The sequence below is a fragment of the Streptomyces sp. NPDC002032 genome, from assembly GCF_042890765.1.
Taxonomy (GTDB): Bacteria; Actinomycetota; Actinomycetes; order Streptomycetales; family Streptomycetaceae; genus Streptomyces.
The window spans coordinates 56,732-73,294 of the sequence record NZ_JBIASM010000002.1; the positions used below are offsets into that span (position 1 = coordinate 56,732).

At 73.4% G+C, this 16,563-nt stretch carries 16 protein-coding genes; 8 read left to right on the forward strand and 8 right to left on the reverse strand.

The genetic code is table 11. From position 1 onward, the window contains the following. Nucleotides 1–75 precede the first annotated feature (75 nt). A complete protein-coding gene (locus tag ACFYYT_RS04370; RefSeq protein ID WP_351823102.1) occupies nucleotides 76–675 on the forward strand; it encodes an ABATE domain-containing protein in 600 nt (199 codons plus the stop codon). Nucleotides 676–766: 91 nt separating this feature from the next. Here ACFYYT_RS04370 and ACFYYT_RS04375 read toward each other — a convergent pair whose 3' ends face one another. From ACFYYT_RS04375 to ACFYYT_RS04385, 3 genes are all read right to left on the reverse strand, one after another. After that, nucleotides 767–2,416, reverse strand: coding sequence for a phospho-sugar mutase (locus ACFYYT_RS04375; RefSeq protein ID WP_351822990.1), 1,650 nt, complete (start codon nucleotides 2,414–2,416; stop codon nucleotides 767–769). Between the two features lie 28 nt (nucleotides 2,417–2,444). Further along, on the reverse strand, nucleotides 2,445–3,251 hold the full coding sequence (locus tag ACFYYT_RS04380) for a purine-nucleoside phosphorylase (protein ID WP_351822993.1): 807 nt from the start codon (nucleotides 3,249–3,251) through the stop codon (nucleotides 2,445–2,447). A 151-nt stretch (nucleotides 3,252–3,402) separates the two neighbouring features. Continuing rightward, entirely contained in the window at nucleotides 3,403–3,840 is a 438-nt protein-coding gene (locus ACFYYT_RS04385) for a gamma-glutamylcyclotransferase (RefSeq protein ID WP_351822996.1), read from the reverse strand. 184 nt (nucleotides 3,841–4,024) lie between these two features. Between ACFYYT_RS04385 and ACFYYT_RS04390 the strand changes: the two genes are divergently transcribed. Both ACFYYT_RS04390 and ACFYYT_RS04395 read left to right on the forward strand, forming a co-directional pair. After that, complete coding sequence (locus ACFYYT_RS04390) at nucleotides 4,025–5,464, forward strand: NAD(P)H-quinone dehydrogenase (RefSeq protein WP_351822999.1); 1,440 nt, start codon at nucleotides 4,025–4,027, stop codon at nucleotides 5,462–5,464. A 187-nt stretch (nucleotides 5,465–5,651) separates the two neighbouring features. Then, a complete protein-coding gene (locus ACFYYT_RS04395) occupies nucleotides 5,652–6,626 on the forward strand; it encodes a DeoR/GlpR family DNA-binding transcription regulator (RefSeq protein WP_351823002.1) in 975 nt (324 codons plus the stop codon). A gap of 143 nt (nucleotides 6,627–6,769) precedes the next feature. Here the strand turns inward: ACFYYT_RS04395 and ACFYYT_RS04400 are convergent, their stop codons facing one another. Further along, nucleotides 6,770–8,533 (reverse strand): biotin carboxylase N-terminal domain-containing protein, encoded by a 1,764-nt coding sequence (locus ACFYYT_RS04400; protein WP_351823005.1) that lies wholly within the window; start codon nucleotides 8,531–8,533, stop codon nucleotides 6,770–6,772. 378 nt (nucleotides 8,534–8,911) lie between these two features. Between ACFYYT_RS04400 and ACFYYT_RS04405 the strand changes: the two genes are divergently transcribed. Next, nucleotides 8,912–9,352, forward strand: a complete 441-nt coding sequence (locus ACFYYT_RS04405; RefSeq protein WP_351823007.1) for a hypothetical protein — start codon at nucleotides 8,912–8,914, stop codon at nucleotides 9,350–9,352. Here ACFYYT_RS04405 and ACFYYT_RS04410 read toward each other — a convergent pair. The 4 genes from ACFYYT_RS04410 to ACFYYT_RS04425 form a co-directional block, all read right to left on the reverse strand. Then, the gene (locus ACFYYT_RS04410) at nucleotides 9,333–9,950 is read right to left on the reverse strand and encodes a nucleoside triphosphate pyrophosphatase (protein WP_351823009.1); all 618 of its coding nucleotides are present in this window, start codon (nucleotides 9,948–9,950) and stop codon (nucleotides 9,333–9,335) included. The two genes, ACFYYT_RS04405 and ACFYYT_RS04410, sit on opposite strands and share 20 nt — an antisense overlap. Nucleotides 9,951–10,029: 79 nt before the next feature. Next, nucleotides 10,030–10,164: a morphogenic membrane protein MmpB gene (gene mmpB, locus ACFYYT_RS04415; RefSeq protein ID WP_351823012.1), complete on the reverse strand. Its 135-nt coding sequence runs from the start codon at nucleotides 10,162–10,164 to the stop codon at nucleotides 10,030–10,032. A 96-nt stretch (nucleotides 10,165–10,260) separates the two neighbouring features. Beyond that, nucleotides 10,261–10,473, reverse strand: a complete 213-nt coding sequence (locus ACFYYT_RS04420; protein ID WP_351823105.1) for an acyl-CoA carboxylase epsilon subunit — start codon at nucleotides 10,471–10,473, stop codon at nucleotides 10,261–10,263. A 22-nt stretch (nucleotides 10,474–10,495) separates the two neighbouring features. Then, nucleotides 10,496–12,088 carry an acyl-CoA carboxylase subunit beta gene (locus ACFYYT_RS04425; RefSeq protein WP_351823015.1) on the reverse strand — a complete coding sequence of 531 codons (1,593 nt, stop codon included), beginning with the start codon at nucleotides 12,086–12,088 and terminating at the stop codon, nucleotides 10,496–10,498. A gap of 131 nt (nucleotides 12,089–12,219) precedes the next feature. On the opposite strand from ACFYYT_RS04425, the gene ACFYYT_RS04430 reads away from it, so the two are divergent. The 4 genes from ACFYYT_RS04430 (at nucleotide 12,220) to ACFYYT_RS04445 (ending at nucleotide 16,556) form a co-directional block, all read left to right on the forward strand. Then, nucleotides 12,220–13,086 (forward strand): biotin--[acetyl-CoA-carboxylase] ligase, encoded by an 867-nt coding sequence (locus ACFYYT_RS04430; RefSeq protein WP_351823018.1) that lies wholly within the window; start codon nucleotides 12,220–12,222, stop codon nucleotides 13,084–13,086. 247 nt (nucleotides 13,087–13,333) lie between these two features. Continuing rightward, nucleotides 13,334–14,497 carry an adenylate/guanylate cyclase domain-containing protein gene (locus tag ACFYYT_RS04435; RefSeq protein ID WP_385323373.1) on the forward strand — a complete coding sequence of 388 codons (1,164 nt, stop codon included), beginning with the start codon at nucleotides 13,334–13,336 and terminating at the stop codon, nucleotides 14,495–14,497. A gap of 29 nt (nucleotides 14,498–14,526) precedes the next feature. Next, on the forward strand, nucleotides 14,527–15,330 hold the full coding sequence (locus ACFYYT_RS04440) for an enoyl-CoA hydratase-related protein (RefSeq protein WP_351823110.1): 804 nt from the start codon (nucleotides 14,527–14,529) through the stop codon (nucleotides 15,328–15,330). Nucleotides 15,331–15,437: 107 nt separating this feature from the next. Further along, a complete protein-coding gene (locus tag ACFYYT_RS04445) occupies nucleotides 15,438–16,556 on the forward strand; it encodes a GGDEF domain-containing protein (RefSeq protein WP_351823021.1) in 1,119 nt (372 codons plus the stop codon). Nucleotides 16,557–16,563: the final 7 nt, after the last annotated feature.

Below are 16,563 nucleotides of genomic sequence, written 5' to 3' on the forward strand. Positions count from 1 at the left end.
CGGGGGCTTCCGCTGCGCACCGCGCCCCGGCACTCTGGGGAGGCGGCCCACGGCGAGACCTAGGCGGTGACGCGCATGTGGTTCGACTCCGGGCGGGTCTGTCTCGACCTGCTGGCCACCTTCACGCCCCACGGGGACGCGGAGGGCATCCGTGACGCCGACGAGCTGCGGCTGTGGCTGGTCGGCGCCGGGCTGGTGCCCGACCGGACCCCGCTGGGACGGCTCGGGCCCGACTGGGTGGCTGCCTTCCGCGGCCTGCGCGCCGATGTGGACAGCCTCGTACGGGCCGAACTGGCCGGGGCCGCCGGACCGCAGGAGGCCGCCGGCGCCCTGACCCGGGTGAACGCGGCGGCGGCCGGCCCGCCGCCCGGGCTGTGCGCGGTACGGGACCGGGAGGGGCACCTCGTACGGGAGCTGTGCGGCGGGGTGGAGTGCCCCGGCCTGCTCGCGGCGGTGGCCCGGGACGCGGTGGAACTCCTGACGGACCCCGGCGACCTGGCACTGCTGCGCGCCTGCGAGGGCGACGGCTGCGCCCGCGTCTACCTCGACACCTCCCGCGGCCACCGCCGCCGCTGGTGCTCCAGCGAACAGTGCGGCAACCGCGAGCGCGTGGCCCGCCACCGCCGCCGCGTGCGGAGCGTGGCGGGCGTGGCGGGCGTGGCGGGGAAGGGGTAGCGGCGGTACGGGCGCCTGCGGCGGCGCGGGCCCGGGTACGCCGACGGCCCCCCGAGCCGGGGCTCGGGGGGCCGTCGGGCCGTCGGGGGCCTCAGATGCCGGCGGCTGCCGCGAGGTCCTTCTTGACGGCGTCCAGGATCTCCTGGCCGCGGGCGCGGGCCGGAGCCAGGTCGGTCGCGTCGGCCACCGGGACCACGACCTCCAGGTAGCACTTGAGCTTGGGCTCGGTGCCGGAGGGGCGGACGATGACCCGGGCCTTGTAGTCGCCGTCCAGGTAGTAGCGCAGGCCGTCCGTGGGCGGGAGCGAGTCCGTACCCCGGTTCAGGTCCTCCGCCGAGACCACCCGCAGGCCCGCGAGGGACACCGGCGGCTCGGCGCGCAGCGCGGCCATGGCGTTCGCGATGACCGACAGGTCCTCGACGCGCACCGACAGCTGGTCGGTGTGGTGCAGGCCGTGCTCCATCGCCAGGTCGTCCAGCAGGTCGGTCAGGGTGCGGCCCTGCTCCTTGAGGACCGAGGCCAGCTCCGCCACCAGCAGGGCGGCCGTGACGCCGTCCTTGTCGCGGACGCCCTCCGGGTCCACGCAGTAGCCGAGCGCCTCCTCGTAGCCGTAGCGCAGGCCCTCGACGCGGGAGATCCACTTGAAGCCGGTGAGGGTCTCCTCGTACGGCAGGCCCGCGGCCTCGGCGATCCGGCCCAGGAGCGACGAGGAGACGATGGACTCCGCGAAGGTGCCCTGCGCGCCCTTGTGGACCAGGTGGGCCGCCAGCAGCGCGCCGACCTCGTCGCCGCGCAGCATCCGCCAGCCGCCGTCGCCGTCCGGGACGGCCACCGCGCAGCGGTCGGCGTCCGGGTCGTTGGCGATGACGATGTCCGGCTCCGCCTCGGCGGCCTTCGCGAAGGACAGGTCCATCGCGCCCGGCTCCTCCGGGTTGGGGAAGGCGACCGTCGGGAAGGCCGGGTCCGGCTCCGCCTGCTCGGCGACGAGCACCGGGGCCGGGAAGCCGTGGCGGGCGAAGGCCGCCAGCACGACGTCCTTGCCGACGCCGTGCATGGCCGTGTAGACGGTCCGCACGCCCCGGGGGGACCCGGGGGTCAGGACGGCGTCGGTACGGGCCAGGTAGGCCTCCAGGACCTCGTCACCGAGGTCCTCCCAGCCGCTCTCCGGACGCGGTACGCCGGCCAGTGCGCCGATCGCGTCGATCTGCGCCGCGATCTGCGCGTCGGCGGGCGACACGATCTGCGAGCCGTCGCCGAGGTAGACCTTGTAGCCGTTGTCCCGGGGAGGGTTGTGGCTCGCGGTCACCTCGACGCCGGCGACGGCGCCCAGGTGCCTTATGGCGAACGCGAGGACCGGCGTCGGCAGCGGCCGGGGCAGGACGGCCGCGCGCAGCCCGGCGCCGGTCATCACGGCGGCGGTGTCGCGGGCGAAGTCGGCCGACTTGTAGCGCGCGTCGTAGCCGACGACGACCAGGCCGCTGGCGTGGCCCTGGGCCAGCAGGTGGGCCGCCAGGCCCGCCGCCGCCCGGATGACCACGGCGCGGTTCATCCGCATGGGGCCCGCGCCGAGCTCGCCGCGCAGTCCGGCGGTGCCGAACTGGAGCGTGCCGGAGAAACGGTCCGCGAGTTCCGCCGTGTCGCCCGCCTCGATGATCCGGCCGAGCTCGGCCGCCGTCTCGGGGTCGGGGTCCTCGGCCCGCCAGGCCTGCGCCCGGGTGATCAGGTCGTCCTGTTCCTGCACTGCTTCCGCCTTAGCTCTCGTACGTCGATCAGATGCGGGCGAGGACCTGCGTCAGCAGCGTGCCCATGCGGGCGGCCGAGTCGCGGCCGGCCTGGAGGACCTCTTCGTGGTTGAGCGGCTCGCCGGACAGGCCCGCCGCCAGGTTGGTGACCAGGGAGATGCCCAGGACCTCGGCGCCGGCCTCACGGGCGGCGATGGCCTCCAGCACGGTGGACATGCCGACCAGGTCGGCGCCCATCACGCGGATCATGTTGATCTCGGCCGGGGTCTCGTAGTGCGGGCCGGGGAACTGGACGTAGACGCCCTCCTCCAGGCTCGCGTCGATCTCCTTGCACATCGCGCGCAGGCGCGGCGAGTACAGGTCGGTGAGGTCGACGAAGTTCGCGCCGACGATCGGCGAGGTGGCCGTCAGGTTGAGGTGGTCGCTGATCAGGACCGGCTGGCCGGGCTTCATGCCCTCGCGCAGACCGCCGCAGCCGTTGGTCAGGACGACGGTCTTGCAGCCGGCGGCGACGGCGGTGCGGACGCCGTGCGCGACGGCGGCGACGCCGCGGCCCTCGTAGTAGTGGGTCCGGCCGAGGAAGAGCAGCGCGCGCTTCTCGCCGATCTTGTACGAGCGGATCTTGCCGCCGTGGCCCTCGACGGCCGGGGGCGGGAAGCCGGGCAGTTCGGTGACCGGGAACTCGGCCTCGGGCGCACCCAGCGCCTCGGCGGCGGGAGCCCAGCCGGAGCCCATGACGAGGGCGACATCGTGGGAATCGACGCCGGTCAGCTCGCGCAGGCGGGTGGCGGCGGCGTCGGCGTGGGCGAAGGGGTCGGTAACAGATGCGTTCACGCGGACGAGCGTAGCCGCTCTCGGCCTACGCGCGTAGATGGCGCAGCTCACGGTGTTCGGATCGTTGCCTTGTCGTTTCCGCCGAATCGTCCCCGGCGGCTGCCGCGCGGCCCGGAGGACCCCTCGGGACCCGCTGGAGACCGGGCGGAGATCAGCAGGGGCGCTTGCGGATCTCCATCACGTAGTCGTGCGGCGCGCCGGCCGATTCGGCGGCGTCGGCGATCTCGCCCAGGTACCGCGCCGAGGGCAGGCCGCCCTCGTACCCGTTCAGGACGTACACCCACGCGGCTTCCTCGCCGTCCAGGGTGTGGACCCGGATCCGCATGCGCCGGTAGATGTCGAGCCCGACGCCCTCCCAGCGGTCCATGGAGTCCTCGTCCAGCGGCGCGATGTCGTAGAGGGCGACGAAGACCTGGTGGCGGGGGGCTTCGACGACCGTGGCGAGGGCGCCCTCCCAGCCCATCTGCTCGCCGCCGAAGGTCAGCCGCCAGTCGTTGATCCAGCCCGTGCCGCGCAGCGGCGAATGCGGAGCGCGGCGCGTCATCAGCCGCGGGTCGAGGTTGCCGGCGTACGCGGCGTAGAGCGACATGAGGTCGAGGGTACGGGAGGGGCGCCCCGGCCCGCGTGCCCGGATGGCGCACCGGGGGCGGGACCGGGGGAGAAGCACCTTGAGGAGTGCGGGACAATGGGGCACGGAATGCATCCCCCGGGGAGACCCCCCGGAACACCGGCCGGGGCGGCAGCCGGCCGGGAAGACGTGAGGCGGACTTTTCGTGACCCGGATCGTGATCATCGGCGGCGGACCCGGCGGGTATGAGGCGGCCCTGGTGGGGGCCCAGCTCGGCGCGGAGGTGACCGTCGTGGACTGCGACGGTCTGGGCGGGGCGTCGGTGCTCACCGACTGCGTGCCCTCGAAGACTCTCATCGCGACCGCCGAGGTCATGACGACCTTCGACTCGTCGTACGAGGAGCTGGGCATCGTCGTCGCGGACGACACCCCGCACATCGAGCAGGCCGCGCGCGTCGTCGGCGTGGACCTCGGCAAGGTGAACCGGCGCGTCAAGCGCCTCGCGCTGGCCCAGTCCCACGACATCACGGCCTCCGTGACCCGGGCCGGCGCCCGCGTCCTGCGCGGCCGCGGCAAGCTCGGCGGCCCGCAGGGCATCGACGGCACCCGGGACGTCATCGTCACGGCCGCCGACGGCACGGAGACGATCCTGACCGCCGACGCGGTCCTCATCGCCACCGGCGGGCACCCCCGCGAGATCCCGGACGCGATGCCCGACGGCGAGCGGATCCTGAACTGGACCCAGGTCTACGACCTGGAGGAGCTTCCCGAGGAGCTCATCGTGGTCGGCTCCGGTGTGACCGGCGCCGAGTTCGCCGGCGCGTACCAGGCCCTCGGCTCCCGGGTGACGCTGGTCTCCTCGCGCGACCGCGTGCTGCCGGGCGAGGACCCGGACGCCGCCGCCGTCCTGGAGGACGTCTTCCGCCGCCGCGGCATGAACGTCGTCGGCCGCTCGCGCGCCGAGTCCGTCAAGCGGGTGGGCGACCGCGTCGAGGTGACCCTGTCCGACGGGCGCGTCATCGGCGGCACGCACTGCCTGATGGCCGTCGGCGCCATCCCGAACACCCGGGACATGAACCTGGAGGAGTCCGGGGTCCGGCTCAAGGACTCGGGCCACATCTGGACCGACAAGGTCTCCCGCACCACCTCGCCGGGCGTCTACGCGGCCGGTGACGTCACGGGCGTCTTCGCGCTGGCCTCGGTGGCCGCCATGCAGGGCCGCATCGCGATGTACCACTTCCTCGGCGACGCGGTCACCCCGCTGAACCTGAAGACGGTCTCCTCCAACGTCTTCACCGACCCGGAGATCGCCACCGTCGGCTACACCCAGGCCGACGTGGACGCGGGCAAGATCGACGCCCGCGTGGTCAAGCTCCCGCTGCTGCGCAACCCGCGCGCCAAGATGCAGGGCATCCGGGACGGCTTCGTGAAGCTCTTCTGCCGCCCGGGCACCGGCATCGTCGTCGGCGGCGTCGTCGTCGCGCCGCGCGCGAGCGAGCTCATCCACCCGATCTCGATCGCCGTCGACAACAACCTGACGGTCGAGCAGATCGCAAACGCGTTCACGGTGTACCCCTCCCTGTCCGGTTCGATCGCCGAGGTCGCCCGCCAGCTGCACACCCGCAAGGCGGCCGGCGAGGCCTGAGCGGCGGCCAACCGCCCCTTCCCGTACGGAGGTTGGGGCGGGAGTCGAGGTGAGGGGCGGATGTGCCGCGGATGTTCGCACCGCCGTCCCGTCGCGTATACCACTGGTCGGCCCGCCGTATGGACAACTTCGGTATTCCGGCGCAAAGAGCTGAAAGCAGACGGTCGCTGGCATTACTGTCAGTTTCGTGTTCGCTGCAGAACGTCGCCAATTGATCCTCGAAATGGTGCGCGCCAACGGAGCGGTTTCGCTCCGTGAGCTCGCCCGCGTCGTCCAGACCTCCGAAGTGACCGTACGGCGGGACGTGCGGGCACTGGAGGCAGAAGGACTCCTCGACCGCCGGCACGGCGGTGCGGTACTGCCGGGCGGTTTCACGCGGGAGTCCGGCTTTCCGCAAAAGTCCCACCTCGCGACCGCGGAGAAGACCGCCATCGCCGATGTCGCGGCCGGCCTCGTCGAAGAGGGCGAGGCCGTCGTCGTCGGTGCGGGCACCACGACCCAGGAGCTGGCCCGCCGGCTCGCCCGGGTGCCCGGCCTCACCGTCGTCACCAACTCGCTGCTCGTCGCCCAGGCCCTGGCGCACGCCAACCGGGTGGAGGTGGTGATGACCGGCGGCACCCTGCGCGGGTCCAACTACGCCCTCGTGGGCAGCGGCGCCGAGCAGTCCCTCCAGGGGCTGCGGGTGTCCCGGGCCTTCCTGTCCGGGAGCGGGCTGACCGCCGAGCGCGGGCTGTCCACCTCCAACATGCTCTCCGCGAGCGTGGACCGGGCGCTGGTGCAGGCCGCGGCGGAGGTGGTGGTGCTCGCCGACCACACGAAGCTCGGGACCGACACCATGTTCCAGACCGTCCCGACGGACGTCATGACGCGGCTGGTCACGGACGAGCCGCCGCCGCACGACGACCGGGCCGCCACCGAGCTCCAGGCGCTGGCCGACCAGGGCGTGCAGATCACCGTGGCGGGCGCCGCGGTGGCCTCCGGCGGGGGCCACGGCGGCGGCGCGGGCGGGGAGGGCATGCAGGGCCGCAGGCCCCGCCGCGAATCCCCGCTGCCGGTCCAGCGGCGCGGCGGCCCCACCGCCCAGCTGCGCAGTGCCCCCGCGTCGATGCTGGAGCAGCAGGCCGGGGAACGGGCCCGCGTCGCGGACATGCGGCGCCGCTGACCGCCGGATCCACCTCCGGACGGTGTCCGTCGGGCCGCTCCCGCCAGGGTGGCCCGGCGCAGACCGCCCGGACCGGACCGGACGACGACGAGGCCCCGCCCGGGAACCGGGCGGGGCCTCGTCACGTGCGGGGATCCGGGAGGTCAGTCCTTGATCTCGCAGATGGTGGCGCCGGAGGTGAGGGAGCCGCCGACCTCGGCGGTCAGGCCCACGATGGTGCCCGAGCGGTGGGCGTTGAGGGGCTGCTCCATCTTCATGGCCTCCAGGACCACGACCAGGTCGCCCTCGTTGACCTGCTGGCCCTCCTCGACCGCGACCTTCACGATCGTGCCCTGCATCGGCGAGGCGAGGGTGTCGCCCGAGGCGGCGGGACCGGACTTCTTGGCCGCGCGCCGCTTGGGCTTGGCGCCGCCCGCGGCGGCGGTGCGGGCCAGGGTCATGCCCAGCGAGGAGGGCAGCGAGACCTCCAGGCGCTTGCCGCCGACCTCGACCACGACGGTCTCGCGGCCCGGCTCGTCGTCGGTGTCCTCGGCCGCCGGGGCGACGAAGGCCGGGATGTCGTTGACGAACTCGGTCTCGATCCACCGGGTGTAGACGGTGAACGGGCTGCCGTCGGCCGGCGCGAACGCGGGGTCGGTGACCACGGCGCGGTGGAAGGGGATGGCGGTGGCCATGCCCTCGACCTCGAACTCGGCCAGGGCGCGCGCGGCGCGCTGGAGGGCCTGCTCGCGGGTGGCGCCGGTGACGATCAGCTTGGCCAGCAGCGAGTCCCAGGCCGGGCCGATGACCGAGCCGGACTCCACACCGGTGTCCAGGCGCACGCCCGGGCCGGTGGGGGGATCGAAGCGGGTGACGGTGCCGGGGGCGGGCAGGAAGCCGCGGCCCGGGTCCTCGCCGTTGATGCGGAACTCGATGGAGTGACCGCGCAGGACGGGGTCGCCGTAGCCGAGCTCCTCGCCGTCGGCGATGCGGAACATCTCCCGGACCAGGTCGATGCCCGAGACCTCTTCGGTGACGGGGTGCTCGACCTGGAGGCGGGTGTTGACCTCCAGGAAGGAGATCAGGCCGTCGGCGGAGACCAGGAACTCCACCGTGCCCGCGCCGACGTAGCCGGCTTCCTTCAGGATCGCCTTCGAGGCCGCGTACAGCTCCTCGTTCTGGGCGGGGGTCAGGAACGGGGCGGGGGCTTCCTCGACCAGCTTCTGGTGGCGGCGCTGGAGCGAGCAGTCACGGGTGGAGACGACCACGACGTTGCCGTGGGTGTCGGCCAGGCACTGGGTCTCGACGTGGCGCGGCTTGTCGAGGTAGCGCTCGACGAAGCATTCGCCGCGGCCGAAGGCGGCGACGGCCTCGCGGACGGCGGAGTCGTAGAGCTCGGGGATCTCCTCCAGCGTGCGGGCGACCTTCAGGCCGCGGCCGCCGCCGCCGAAGGCGGCCTTGATCGCGATGGGCAGGCCGTGCTCGCGGGCGAACGCGACGACCTCATCGGATCCGGAGACCGGGTCGGGGGTGCCCGCGACCAGGGGCGCGCCGGCCCGCTGGGCGATGTGGCGGGCGGCGACCTTGTCCCCGAGGTCGCGGATGGCCTGCGGGGGCGGCCCGATCCAGGTCAGACCGGCGTCGAGGACGGCCTGGGCGAACTCGGCGTTCTCGGACAGGAACCCGTATCCGGGATGGATCGCGTCGGCCCCGGAGTCCGCCGCGGCCTGCAGGACCTTGTCGAAGTCGAGGTAGCTGGCGGCCGGGGTGTCACCGCCCAACGCGAAAGCTTCGTCTGCCGCGCGGACGTGCAGGGCGTCCCGGTCCGGATCGGCGTAGACGGCTACGCTCGCGATCCCGGCATCCCGGCAGGCCCGGGCAACGCGGACAGCGATTTCGCCACGGTTGGCGATGAGCACCTTGCGCACGATGGCTCCCTCCTTGAAACAAGCTGAGTTTAGGGACAGCCGACACGGCCTTTCGACCCTTCCCCGGTGGTGAGCTTGCCCACACGCAGCGTGACGCGAGCGTCCTCGTCCGGCGAAAGCCCTTGTGTCGCCCCAGGTCAGGGAGATCCCCGACTGCACAGTAACCCCGTTGCGCGGAGAAGGTCTCTGTTCGGCGGGTCAGCGGCCCCCGCTGATTCTTTGTCGAGTCCCTACGAACGGCCTATGCATTCTTTGAGTGAGAGCCGTCACGGAGGGCTCTCGTAACGAAGCCGCCCCGCCCCCTTGTCCGCAGGTTTACTCGTTAGTAGCCTCCAGGGCGTCGAACACGCTTGTGGTGTGCGGGGGATGGGGGGCGTCGTGCTGCGCAGATTCGTGGCCGGGCTGGGCGCGCTCGCGCTGGCCGTGGAGGCGGCGGTCCTGGTGCTCGTCCACGTCGTCCTGGGCAAGACGACCGCGAACCAGTCGATGTCCATCGCCGGAATGGACCCCGACGTCATGTCGGCGGCCACCTACGGGCTCGGCGCGGCCCTGGGGGCTTTCCTGCTGCTGTGCGCCGTCCTGCTCGCCCTGACCGGCCTGCGGGACCGGGCGCCCGGCCGGTTCGCCCGCGTCGTGATCATCGCCGCCGCGCTCACCCACGTCCTCCTCGGCGCCCTGGCCGTGGGGCTCGTCGGCTGGGGCGCCTTCGCGGCGACGATGCTGATCCTGTGCCTGCTCGTCCTGACCCTGACGCTCTACGCCACGGGCCGGACGGAGCCGCTGCCGCCGGTCAAGGAGCTCAGGCCCACAAGTCCGTGATCGACAGGCCCAGTTCGCCGAGCAGGGAGCGCAGCAGCGGCAGCGAGAGGCCGATCACGTTGCCCGGGTCCCCGTCGATGCCGTCGATGAAGGGCGCCGACAGGCCGTCCAGGGTGAACGCCCCCGCCACGTGCAGCGGCTCGCCGCTCGCCACGTACGCCGCCACCTCCGCGTCCGTCGGCTCGCCGAAGCGGACCGTCGTGGAGGCGGTCGCCGAGACCTGACGGCCGGTCGCCGTGTCGATGACGCAGTGGCCCGTGCGCAGGACGCCGGCCCGGCCGCGCATCGACTTCCAGCGGGCGGTGGCCTCCGTGGCGTCGGCCGGCTTGCCGAGGGCCTCGCCGTCCAGCTCCAGCACCGAGTCGCAGCCGATCACCAGCGCGCCCGCGGCCTCCTCCAGCCCCGCCACGACGGCCGCCTTGGCCTCGGCCAGGGCCAGGGCGAGCCCGGCCGGCTCGTCGTGTTCGAGGGTGTCCTCGTCGAAACCGCTGACGATCACGTGCGGGGCCAGGCCGGCCTGCCGCAGCAGGTTCAGCCGGGCGGGGGAGGCGGAGGCGAGGACGAGCGTGCGCTGTGGCTCTACGGTCATGGGGGCCATCGTAGGGCGGGGGCGGGAGTTCCGGGCGGGCGGTCCGGGCGGGCGGTCCGGGCGGTTCCGGGCGGTTCGGGGCGGGAGATCAGAACGGGGCGATGCCGAGCACGTACACCGCGACGGCCATCGCCAGCGCGAGCACCAGCAGCAGCCGCCGGAGCATCGCCTGGGCGTCGCGCATGTCCTCGGGCGGCTCGTCCTTCGGGTCTGACCAGAGCATGCCCCGATCCTGGCCCCCGGCACGGCGGTGGCGCCTGAGTACACGTACTCAGGCGCCACCGTCCGTTCGTGCCATGTTCCCCGGGTGCGGCCCGGCTCAGCCCTGCGCGGGCCAGTACGTACGGCCCCACGCGTGCGGGCCCGGCTGCGGCAGCCGCCGCCGCGCCACGCGGCGCGGGGACGCCCACTCGTCCGGGACCCGGGGCGCGCCCGACGGGGCCGAGGCCAGCGCCGCCGCGCGCGCTTGGACCACCGCCAGTGCGGCGGCCAGCTCCTCGGGGGTCGGGTTGCCCTTGACGACCTTGATCATCACGGTGAGCTCCTCGGGGGGCCTAGAGGGGGATGTTGCCGTGCTTCTTCGGAGGCAGGGACTCCCGCTTGGTGCGCAGCTGGCGGAGCCCCTTGACCACGTGGGCGCGGGTCTCGGACGGCATGGTCACCGCGTCGACGTACCCCCGCTCGGCGGCCGTGTAGGGGTTGAGCAGCGCGTCCTCGTACTCGCCGATCAGGCGGGCGCGCACCTCCTCCACCTCATTGTCCCCCGCTTCGGCGATGGTGCGCCGGTGGAGGATGTTGACCGCGCCCTGAGCGCCCATGACGGCGATCTGCGCGGTCGGCCAGGCCAGGTTCAGGTCGGCGCCGAGGTGCTTGGAGCCCATGACGTCGTAGGCGCCGCCGAAGGCCTTGCGGGTGATGATGGTGATCATCGGGACGGTGGCCTCGGCGTACGCGTAGATGAGCTTCGCGCCGCGCCGGATGATCCCGTTGTACTCCTGGTCGGTGCCCGGCAGGAAGCCCGGTACGTCGACGAACGTCAGCACCGGCACGTTGAAGGCGTCGCAGGTCCGCACGAACCGTGCCGCCTTCTCGGAGGCGTTGATGTCCAGGCAGCCGGCGAACTGCATCGGCTGGTTCGCGACGATGCCCACCGGGTGCCCCTCGACCCGGCCGAAACCGGTGAGGATGTTCGGGGCGAACAGCGACTGCGTCTCCAGGAACTCGCCGTCGTCCAGCACGTGCTCGATCACGGTGTGCATGTCGTACGGCTGGTTCGCGCTGTCGGGGATCAGCGTGTCGAGCTCCAGGTCGGAGGCGGAGACCTCGGTGTCCGCCTCCTCCGGGAACGCGGGCGGCTCGGAGAGGTTGTTCGACGGCAGGTACGCCAGCAGGGACTTGACGTACTCGATGGCGTCCTTCTCGTCACCCGCCATGTGGTGCGCCACGCCGGAGGTGCTGTTGTGGGTGCGGGCCCCGCCGAGCTCCTCGAAGCCGACGTCCTCGCCGGTGACCGTCTTGATGACGTCCGGACCGGTGATGAACATGTGCGAGGTCTGGTCGACCATGACGGTGAAGTCGGTGATGGCCGGGGAGTACACGGCCCCGCCGGCGCAGGGCCCGACGACCAGGCTGATCTGCGGGATCACCCCGGAGGCGTGGACGTTGCGGCGGAAGATCTCGCCGTACATGCCGAGGGCGCTGACGCCCTCCTGGATGCGGGCGCCGCCGGAGTCGTTGATGCCGATGACCGGACAGCCGGTCTTCAGCGCGAAGTCCATCACCTTGATGATCTTCTGGCCGTAGACCTCGCCGAGGGCCCCGCCGAAGACGGTGAAGTCCTGCGAGAAGACGGCCACCGGCCGGCCGTCCACCGTGCCGTAGCCGGTGACGACGCCGTCGCCGTAGGGGCGGGTCTTCTCCAGCCCGAAGTTGGTGGAGCGGTGCCGGGCGAATTCGTCCAGCTCTACGAAGGACCCCTCGTCCAAGAGCAACGCCACCCGCTCACGGGCCGTCAGCTTGCCTTTGGCGTGCTGCTTCTCGACGGCCCGCTCGGAACCGGCGTGGGTGGCTTCCTCGACGCGGCGGCGGAGATCCGCGAGTTTGCCCGCGGTCGTGTGCATGTCGATCGGCTCTGAGGGTTGTGACATCGGGGTCGCGGCTCCCTGTGTGGTGTCAACTGCCTGGTCAATTGAATGACTGCTGCTGGCTACTGGTGCGTAGCGTATCGGCGGGCATGGCGCTCGGCAGTGCGGCGTTTGACACACCTACATTGGCTTGCATGACGCCATCAGATGCTTCAGCCGGAGCTTCCGCCGGACGCTGGTCGAGCTTGGACCGGCCTCCCCTCAATGCCGCGGCGCTGAGCCGGGCCCTCGTCGTCGAGGGCGGGCTGTGGACTTCCCTGGAGGTGGTCCCCGCCACCGGGTCCACCAACACCGATCTCGCGGCGCGGGCCGCGCGGCTGCCGGAGGGGGCCGTGCTGGTCGCCGAGGAGCAGAGCGCGGGGCGCGGTCGCCTGGACCGTACCTGGACGGCACCGGCCCGGTCGGGGCTGTTCTTCTCCGTCCTGCTGAAGCCGGGCGCGGGCGTGCCGCAGGAGCGGTGGGGGTGGCTGACGCTGCTGGCCGGGGTGGCCGCGGCGCAGGGGCTGTCCCGGGCGGCGGGCGTGGACACCGAGCTCAAGTGGCCCAACGACCTGCTGGTCGCGGTGGAGGGCGAGGAGCGCAAGACCGGCGGCATCCTCGCGGAGCGGGTCGGGGACGGGGTCGTCGTCGGGATCGGGCTCAACGTCACCCTCACCGAGGACGAGCTGCCCGTACCGGCCGCCGGGTCGTTGCTGCTGGCCAAGGCGACGGTGACCGACCGGGAGCCGCTGCTCAAGGCCGTGCTGCGGTCCCTGGAGGAGTGGTACGGGAAGTGGCGCGAGGCCGGCGGCGACCCCGCGGAGTGCGGGCTCCAGGAGGCGTACGCGGCCGGCTGCGCGACGCTGGGCCGCCACGTCCGCGCGGAGCTGCCCGGCGGGCGCACGCTCACCGGAACGGCCGAAGCGCTGGACGCGGACGGGCGGCTGGTGATCCGGACCCCGGAGGGCGAGCGGGAGGCCGTCGGGGCGGGGGACGTGGTGCACCTGCGCTCCGTGCGCTGACCCCGGCGGGGCCGGGCCGGGGCGGGGGCGGGACCCGGGGCGGCCGGGGCGGGGGGCTCGGCCGGCGCCCCGCCCGGGGCCGGGCCCCCAGGGCCCCGGGCCCGGATCGCGGGCGGAGGCGCCGGAAACCGTCCGCCCCGAGGATGGGGAGTGAGCTACGGCACACCTGCCGTATGGTTTAGGCGATCCCGGTCCCGCGGTGATCACCCGGTTTCGCAGTGCGCACGGAATGGACAGGAGGCGGCCCTTGACCGTCGACGACTCTTCGTCCGGCGCGTCCCCGTCCGGATCGGGCTCCGGGGGCGGTCACGGCACCCCCATCGGGCGTGACCAGCACACTCCCCTGCACGAGGTGGACCACACCGCCCAGCCCACCGCCGATCCGCTCGCCATCCGGCTGGAGCAGCTGATCCTGGGCGCCGAGCGGCGGTACACGCCGTTCCAGGCCGCCCGCAGCGCCGGGGTGTCGATGGAGCTGGCCTCGCGCTTCTGGCGGGCGATGGGCTTCGCGGACATCGGGCAGGCCAAGGCCCTGACGGAGGCCGACGTACTGGCCCTGCGGCGGCTGGCCGGTCTCGTCGAGGCGGGGCTGCTGAGCGAGCCGATGGCGGTGCAGGTGGCCCGTTCCACGGGGCAGACCACCGCCCGGCTGGCGGAGTGGCAGATCGACTCGTTCCTGGAGGGCCTGACGGAGCCCCCGGAGCCGGGGATGACCCGTACCGAGGTCACGTACCCGCTGGTCGAGCTGCTGCTGCCGGAGCTGGAGGAGTTCCTGGTCTACGTGTGGCGCCGCCAGCTGGCGGCGGCCACGGGCCGGGTCGTGCAGGTCGCGGACGACGAGGAGATGGTCGACCGGCGCCTCGCGGTGGGCTTCGCGGACCTGGTGGGCTTCACGCGGCTGACCCGGCGCCTGGAGGAGGAGGAGCTCGGCGAGCTGGTCGAGGCCTTCGAGACGACGGCGGCGGACCTGGTGGCGGCGCACGGCGGCCGGCTGATCAAGACGCTGGGCGACGAGGTGCTGTACGCCGCCGACGACGCCTCGACGGCGGCGGAGATCGCGCTGCGGCTGATCGAGACGATGGAGGCCGACCCGCAGATGCCGGAACTGCGGGTGGGCATCGCCTTCGGCACGGTGACGACCCGGATGGGCGACGTCTTCGGGACCACGGTGAACCTGGCCTCGCGGCTGACCTCCATAGCCCCCAAGGACGCGGTGCTGGTGGACGGCGCCATGGCCGAGGAGCTGAGCCGTACGGGGGCCGCGCCGAAGTCGGAGAAGGACGCCGAGACCGAGGAGGGCGGCGGCGCGTACCGCTTCGCGCTCCAGCCGATGTGGCAGCGGCCGGTGCGCGGTCTGGGTGTCGTGGAGCCCTGGTCGCTGACGCGCAGGGCGCCTAAGATCCCCGGGTAACGTTCGTTAACCGGGAGGGTGGCGTGGCTGTGGACGAGGTCCGGTTCGGGGAGTTCGTCGGGGTGCGGCGCCACGGCGACGGCGGAGTCGTCGCCGAGTTGGTGCTGGACCGTCCCAAGGCGATGAACGCCGTGTCCACCGAGATGGCGCGGTCCATCGGGGCCGCCTGCGCGGCGCTGGCCGCCGATGCCTCGGTACGGGTCGTCGTGCTCTCCTCCACCCATGAGCGGGCCTTCTGCGTGGGCGCCGACCTCAAGGAGCGCAACTCCTTCTCGGACGCCGAGCTGGTGCGCCAGCGGCCGACCGCCCGCGGCGCCTACGGGGGCGTGCTGGAGCTGCCGATGCCGACCGTCGCCGCGGTGCACGGCTTCGCCCTGGGCGGCGGCTTCGAGCTGGCGCTGGCCTGCGACGTGATCGTGGCCGACGAGACGGCGGTGGTCGGGCTGCCCGAGGTGTCGGTGGGCGTGATCCCGGGCGGCGGCGGTACGCAGCTGCTGCCCCGGCGGGTCGGGGCGGCCCGCGCGGCCGAGCTGATCTTCACGGCGCGCCGGGTGGAGGCCGCGGAGGCCCTGTCGCTGGGCCTGGTGGACTCGGTGGCCCCGGCGGGCGAGGACCGCGAGCGGGCCCTGGAGCTGGCGGCGGCGATGGCGGCGAACTCCCCGGTCGGGCTGCGCGCGGCCAAGCGGGCGCTGCGGCTGGGGCACGGGATGGACCTGGCGGCCGGGCTGGAGATCGAGGACGCGGCCTGGCGGACGGTGGCCTTCTCGGGGGACCGGGCCGAGGGCGTGGCGGCGTTCAACGAGAAGCGCCGGCCGAACTGGCCCGGGGAGTAGCCACCGCGCGTCCCCGGCCGGGCCGGGGCCGCGTCCGTGGTGATCTTGCTGCTGCCGAACGACGCGCCCATTGTCACTAAATCGGACAAAACCCCTAACCTGGGGTGATGGGAGTTGACGGGCGGCTTCGGGCCGTCGTGGAACTCGCGCAGGCCATGGCGGCGGCGTGCGCGCCGCGGGACAGCGTCCGGGCCGCCGCGCGGGGCGCGCGGCTGGCCATGGACGGGTCGTTCGCCGCGATCTCCGCCTGGGAGCGCGAGCGGGGGCGGCTGCGCGTCCTGGTGAACGAGGGGGAGCGGCGGGCCGGGGAGGAGGAGTTCCCCGACGACGAGTCCTATCCCGTGCACGACTTCCCGGAGATCACTGAGTTCCTGCACGAGCGCTGGGCCGGCGGCGGCGGGCCGCACGCCTGGGTCGAGAGCGCGGTGGGCGAGCGCCCCGGCCGCCGGGGCGAGGCCCTGCGCCGGCGCGGGCGGGGTACCTGCGTGGTCGCGCCGATCGTGCTGAGCGGGCGCGCCTGGGGCGAGCTGTACGTGGCCCGCGACGAAGGGCTGGCGGACTTCGACGGGGACGACGCCGAGTTCGCGACGGTGCTGGCGGCGGTGGTCGCGGCCGGCCTCGCGCAGAACGAGCGGCTGGAGGAGGCGCGCCGGCTGGCCTTCACCGACCCGCTGACCGGGCTCGCGAACCGGCGGGCCGTGGACATGCGGCTGGACGAGGCGCTGGAGGAGCACCGGCGCACCGGTGCGGTGGTGAGCCTGGTCGTGTGTGACCTGAACGGCCTCAAGAAGGTCAACGACACCCTCGGACACGCGACGGGGGACCGGCTGCTGGAGCGGTTCGGATCGGTGCTGAGCCTGTGCGGGGCCATGCTGGCGGGTGCGCTGGTCGCCCGCCTGGGCGGGGACGAGTTCTGCCTGGTCAGCTCGGGTCCCTCGGCCGACGAGGTGGTACGGGTGACCGAGGAGGTCTGCGTCCGGGCCGCCGAGCTGGAGCTGGGCGAGGGGGTGGCCTGCGGAGTCGCCTCGACGGGGGACCCGATCGGGCCCGTGCAGTCCTCGCGCCGGCTGTTCCGGCTGGCGGACGCGGCGCAGTACAAGGCGAAGGCGGCGCGGTCGGCGGGGCCGGTGGTGGCGGGGCGCGACACGGCGGTGGTCCGCCTGGCCGACGCGGCCGCCGCCCGCGAGGCGCCGGGGGAGCGCCGCCGGTTCCGGGGACGGCAGTGAGGGGCCC

Coding starts and splice junctions, on each gene's coding strand:
- ACFYYT_RS04370 (WP_351823102.1), top strand. CDS start 76: ATGTGGTTCGACTCCGGGCGGGTCTGTCTCGACCTGCTGGCCACCTTC.
- ACFYYT_RS04385 (WP_351822996.1), bottom strand. CDS start 3,840: ATGTCGCTCTACGCCGCGTACGCCGGCAACCTCGACCCGCGGCTGATG.
- ACFYYT_RS04410 (WP_351823009.1), bottom strand. CDS start 9,950: ATGGCCCCCATGACCGTAGAGCCACAGCGCACGCTCGTCCTCGCCTCC.
- mmpB (WP_351823012.1), bottom strand. CDS start 10,164: ATGCTCTGGTCAGACCCGAAGGACGAGCCGCCCGAGGACATGCGCGAC.
- ACFYYT_RS04420 (WP_351823105.1), bottom strand. CDS start 10,473: ATGATCAAGGTCGTCAAGGGCAACCCGACCCCCGAGGAGCTGGCCGCC.
- ACFYYT_RS04425 (WP_351823015.1), bottom strand. CDS start 12,088: ATGTCACAACCCTCAGAGCCGATCGACATGCACACGACCGCGGGCAAA.
- ACFYYT_RS04430 (WP_351823018.1), top strand. CDS start 12,220: ATGACGCCATCAGATGCTTCAGCCGGAGCTTCCGCCGGACGCTGGTCG.
- ACFYYT_RS04445 (WP_351823021.1), top strand. CDS start 15,438: ATGGGAGTTGACGGGCGGCTTCGGGCCGTCGTGGAACTCGCGCAGGCC.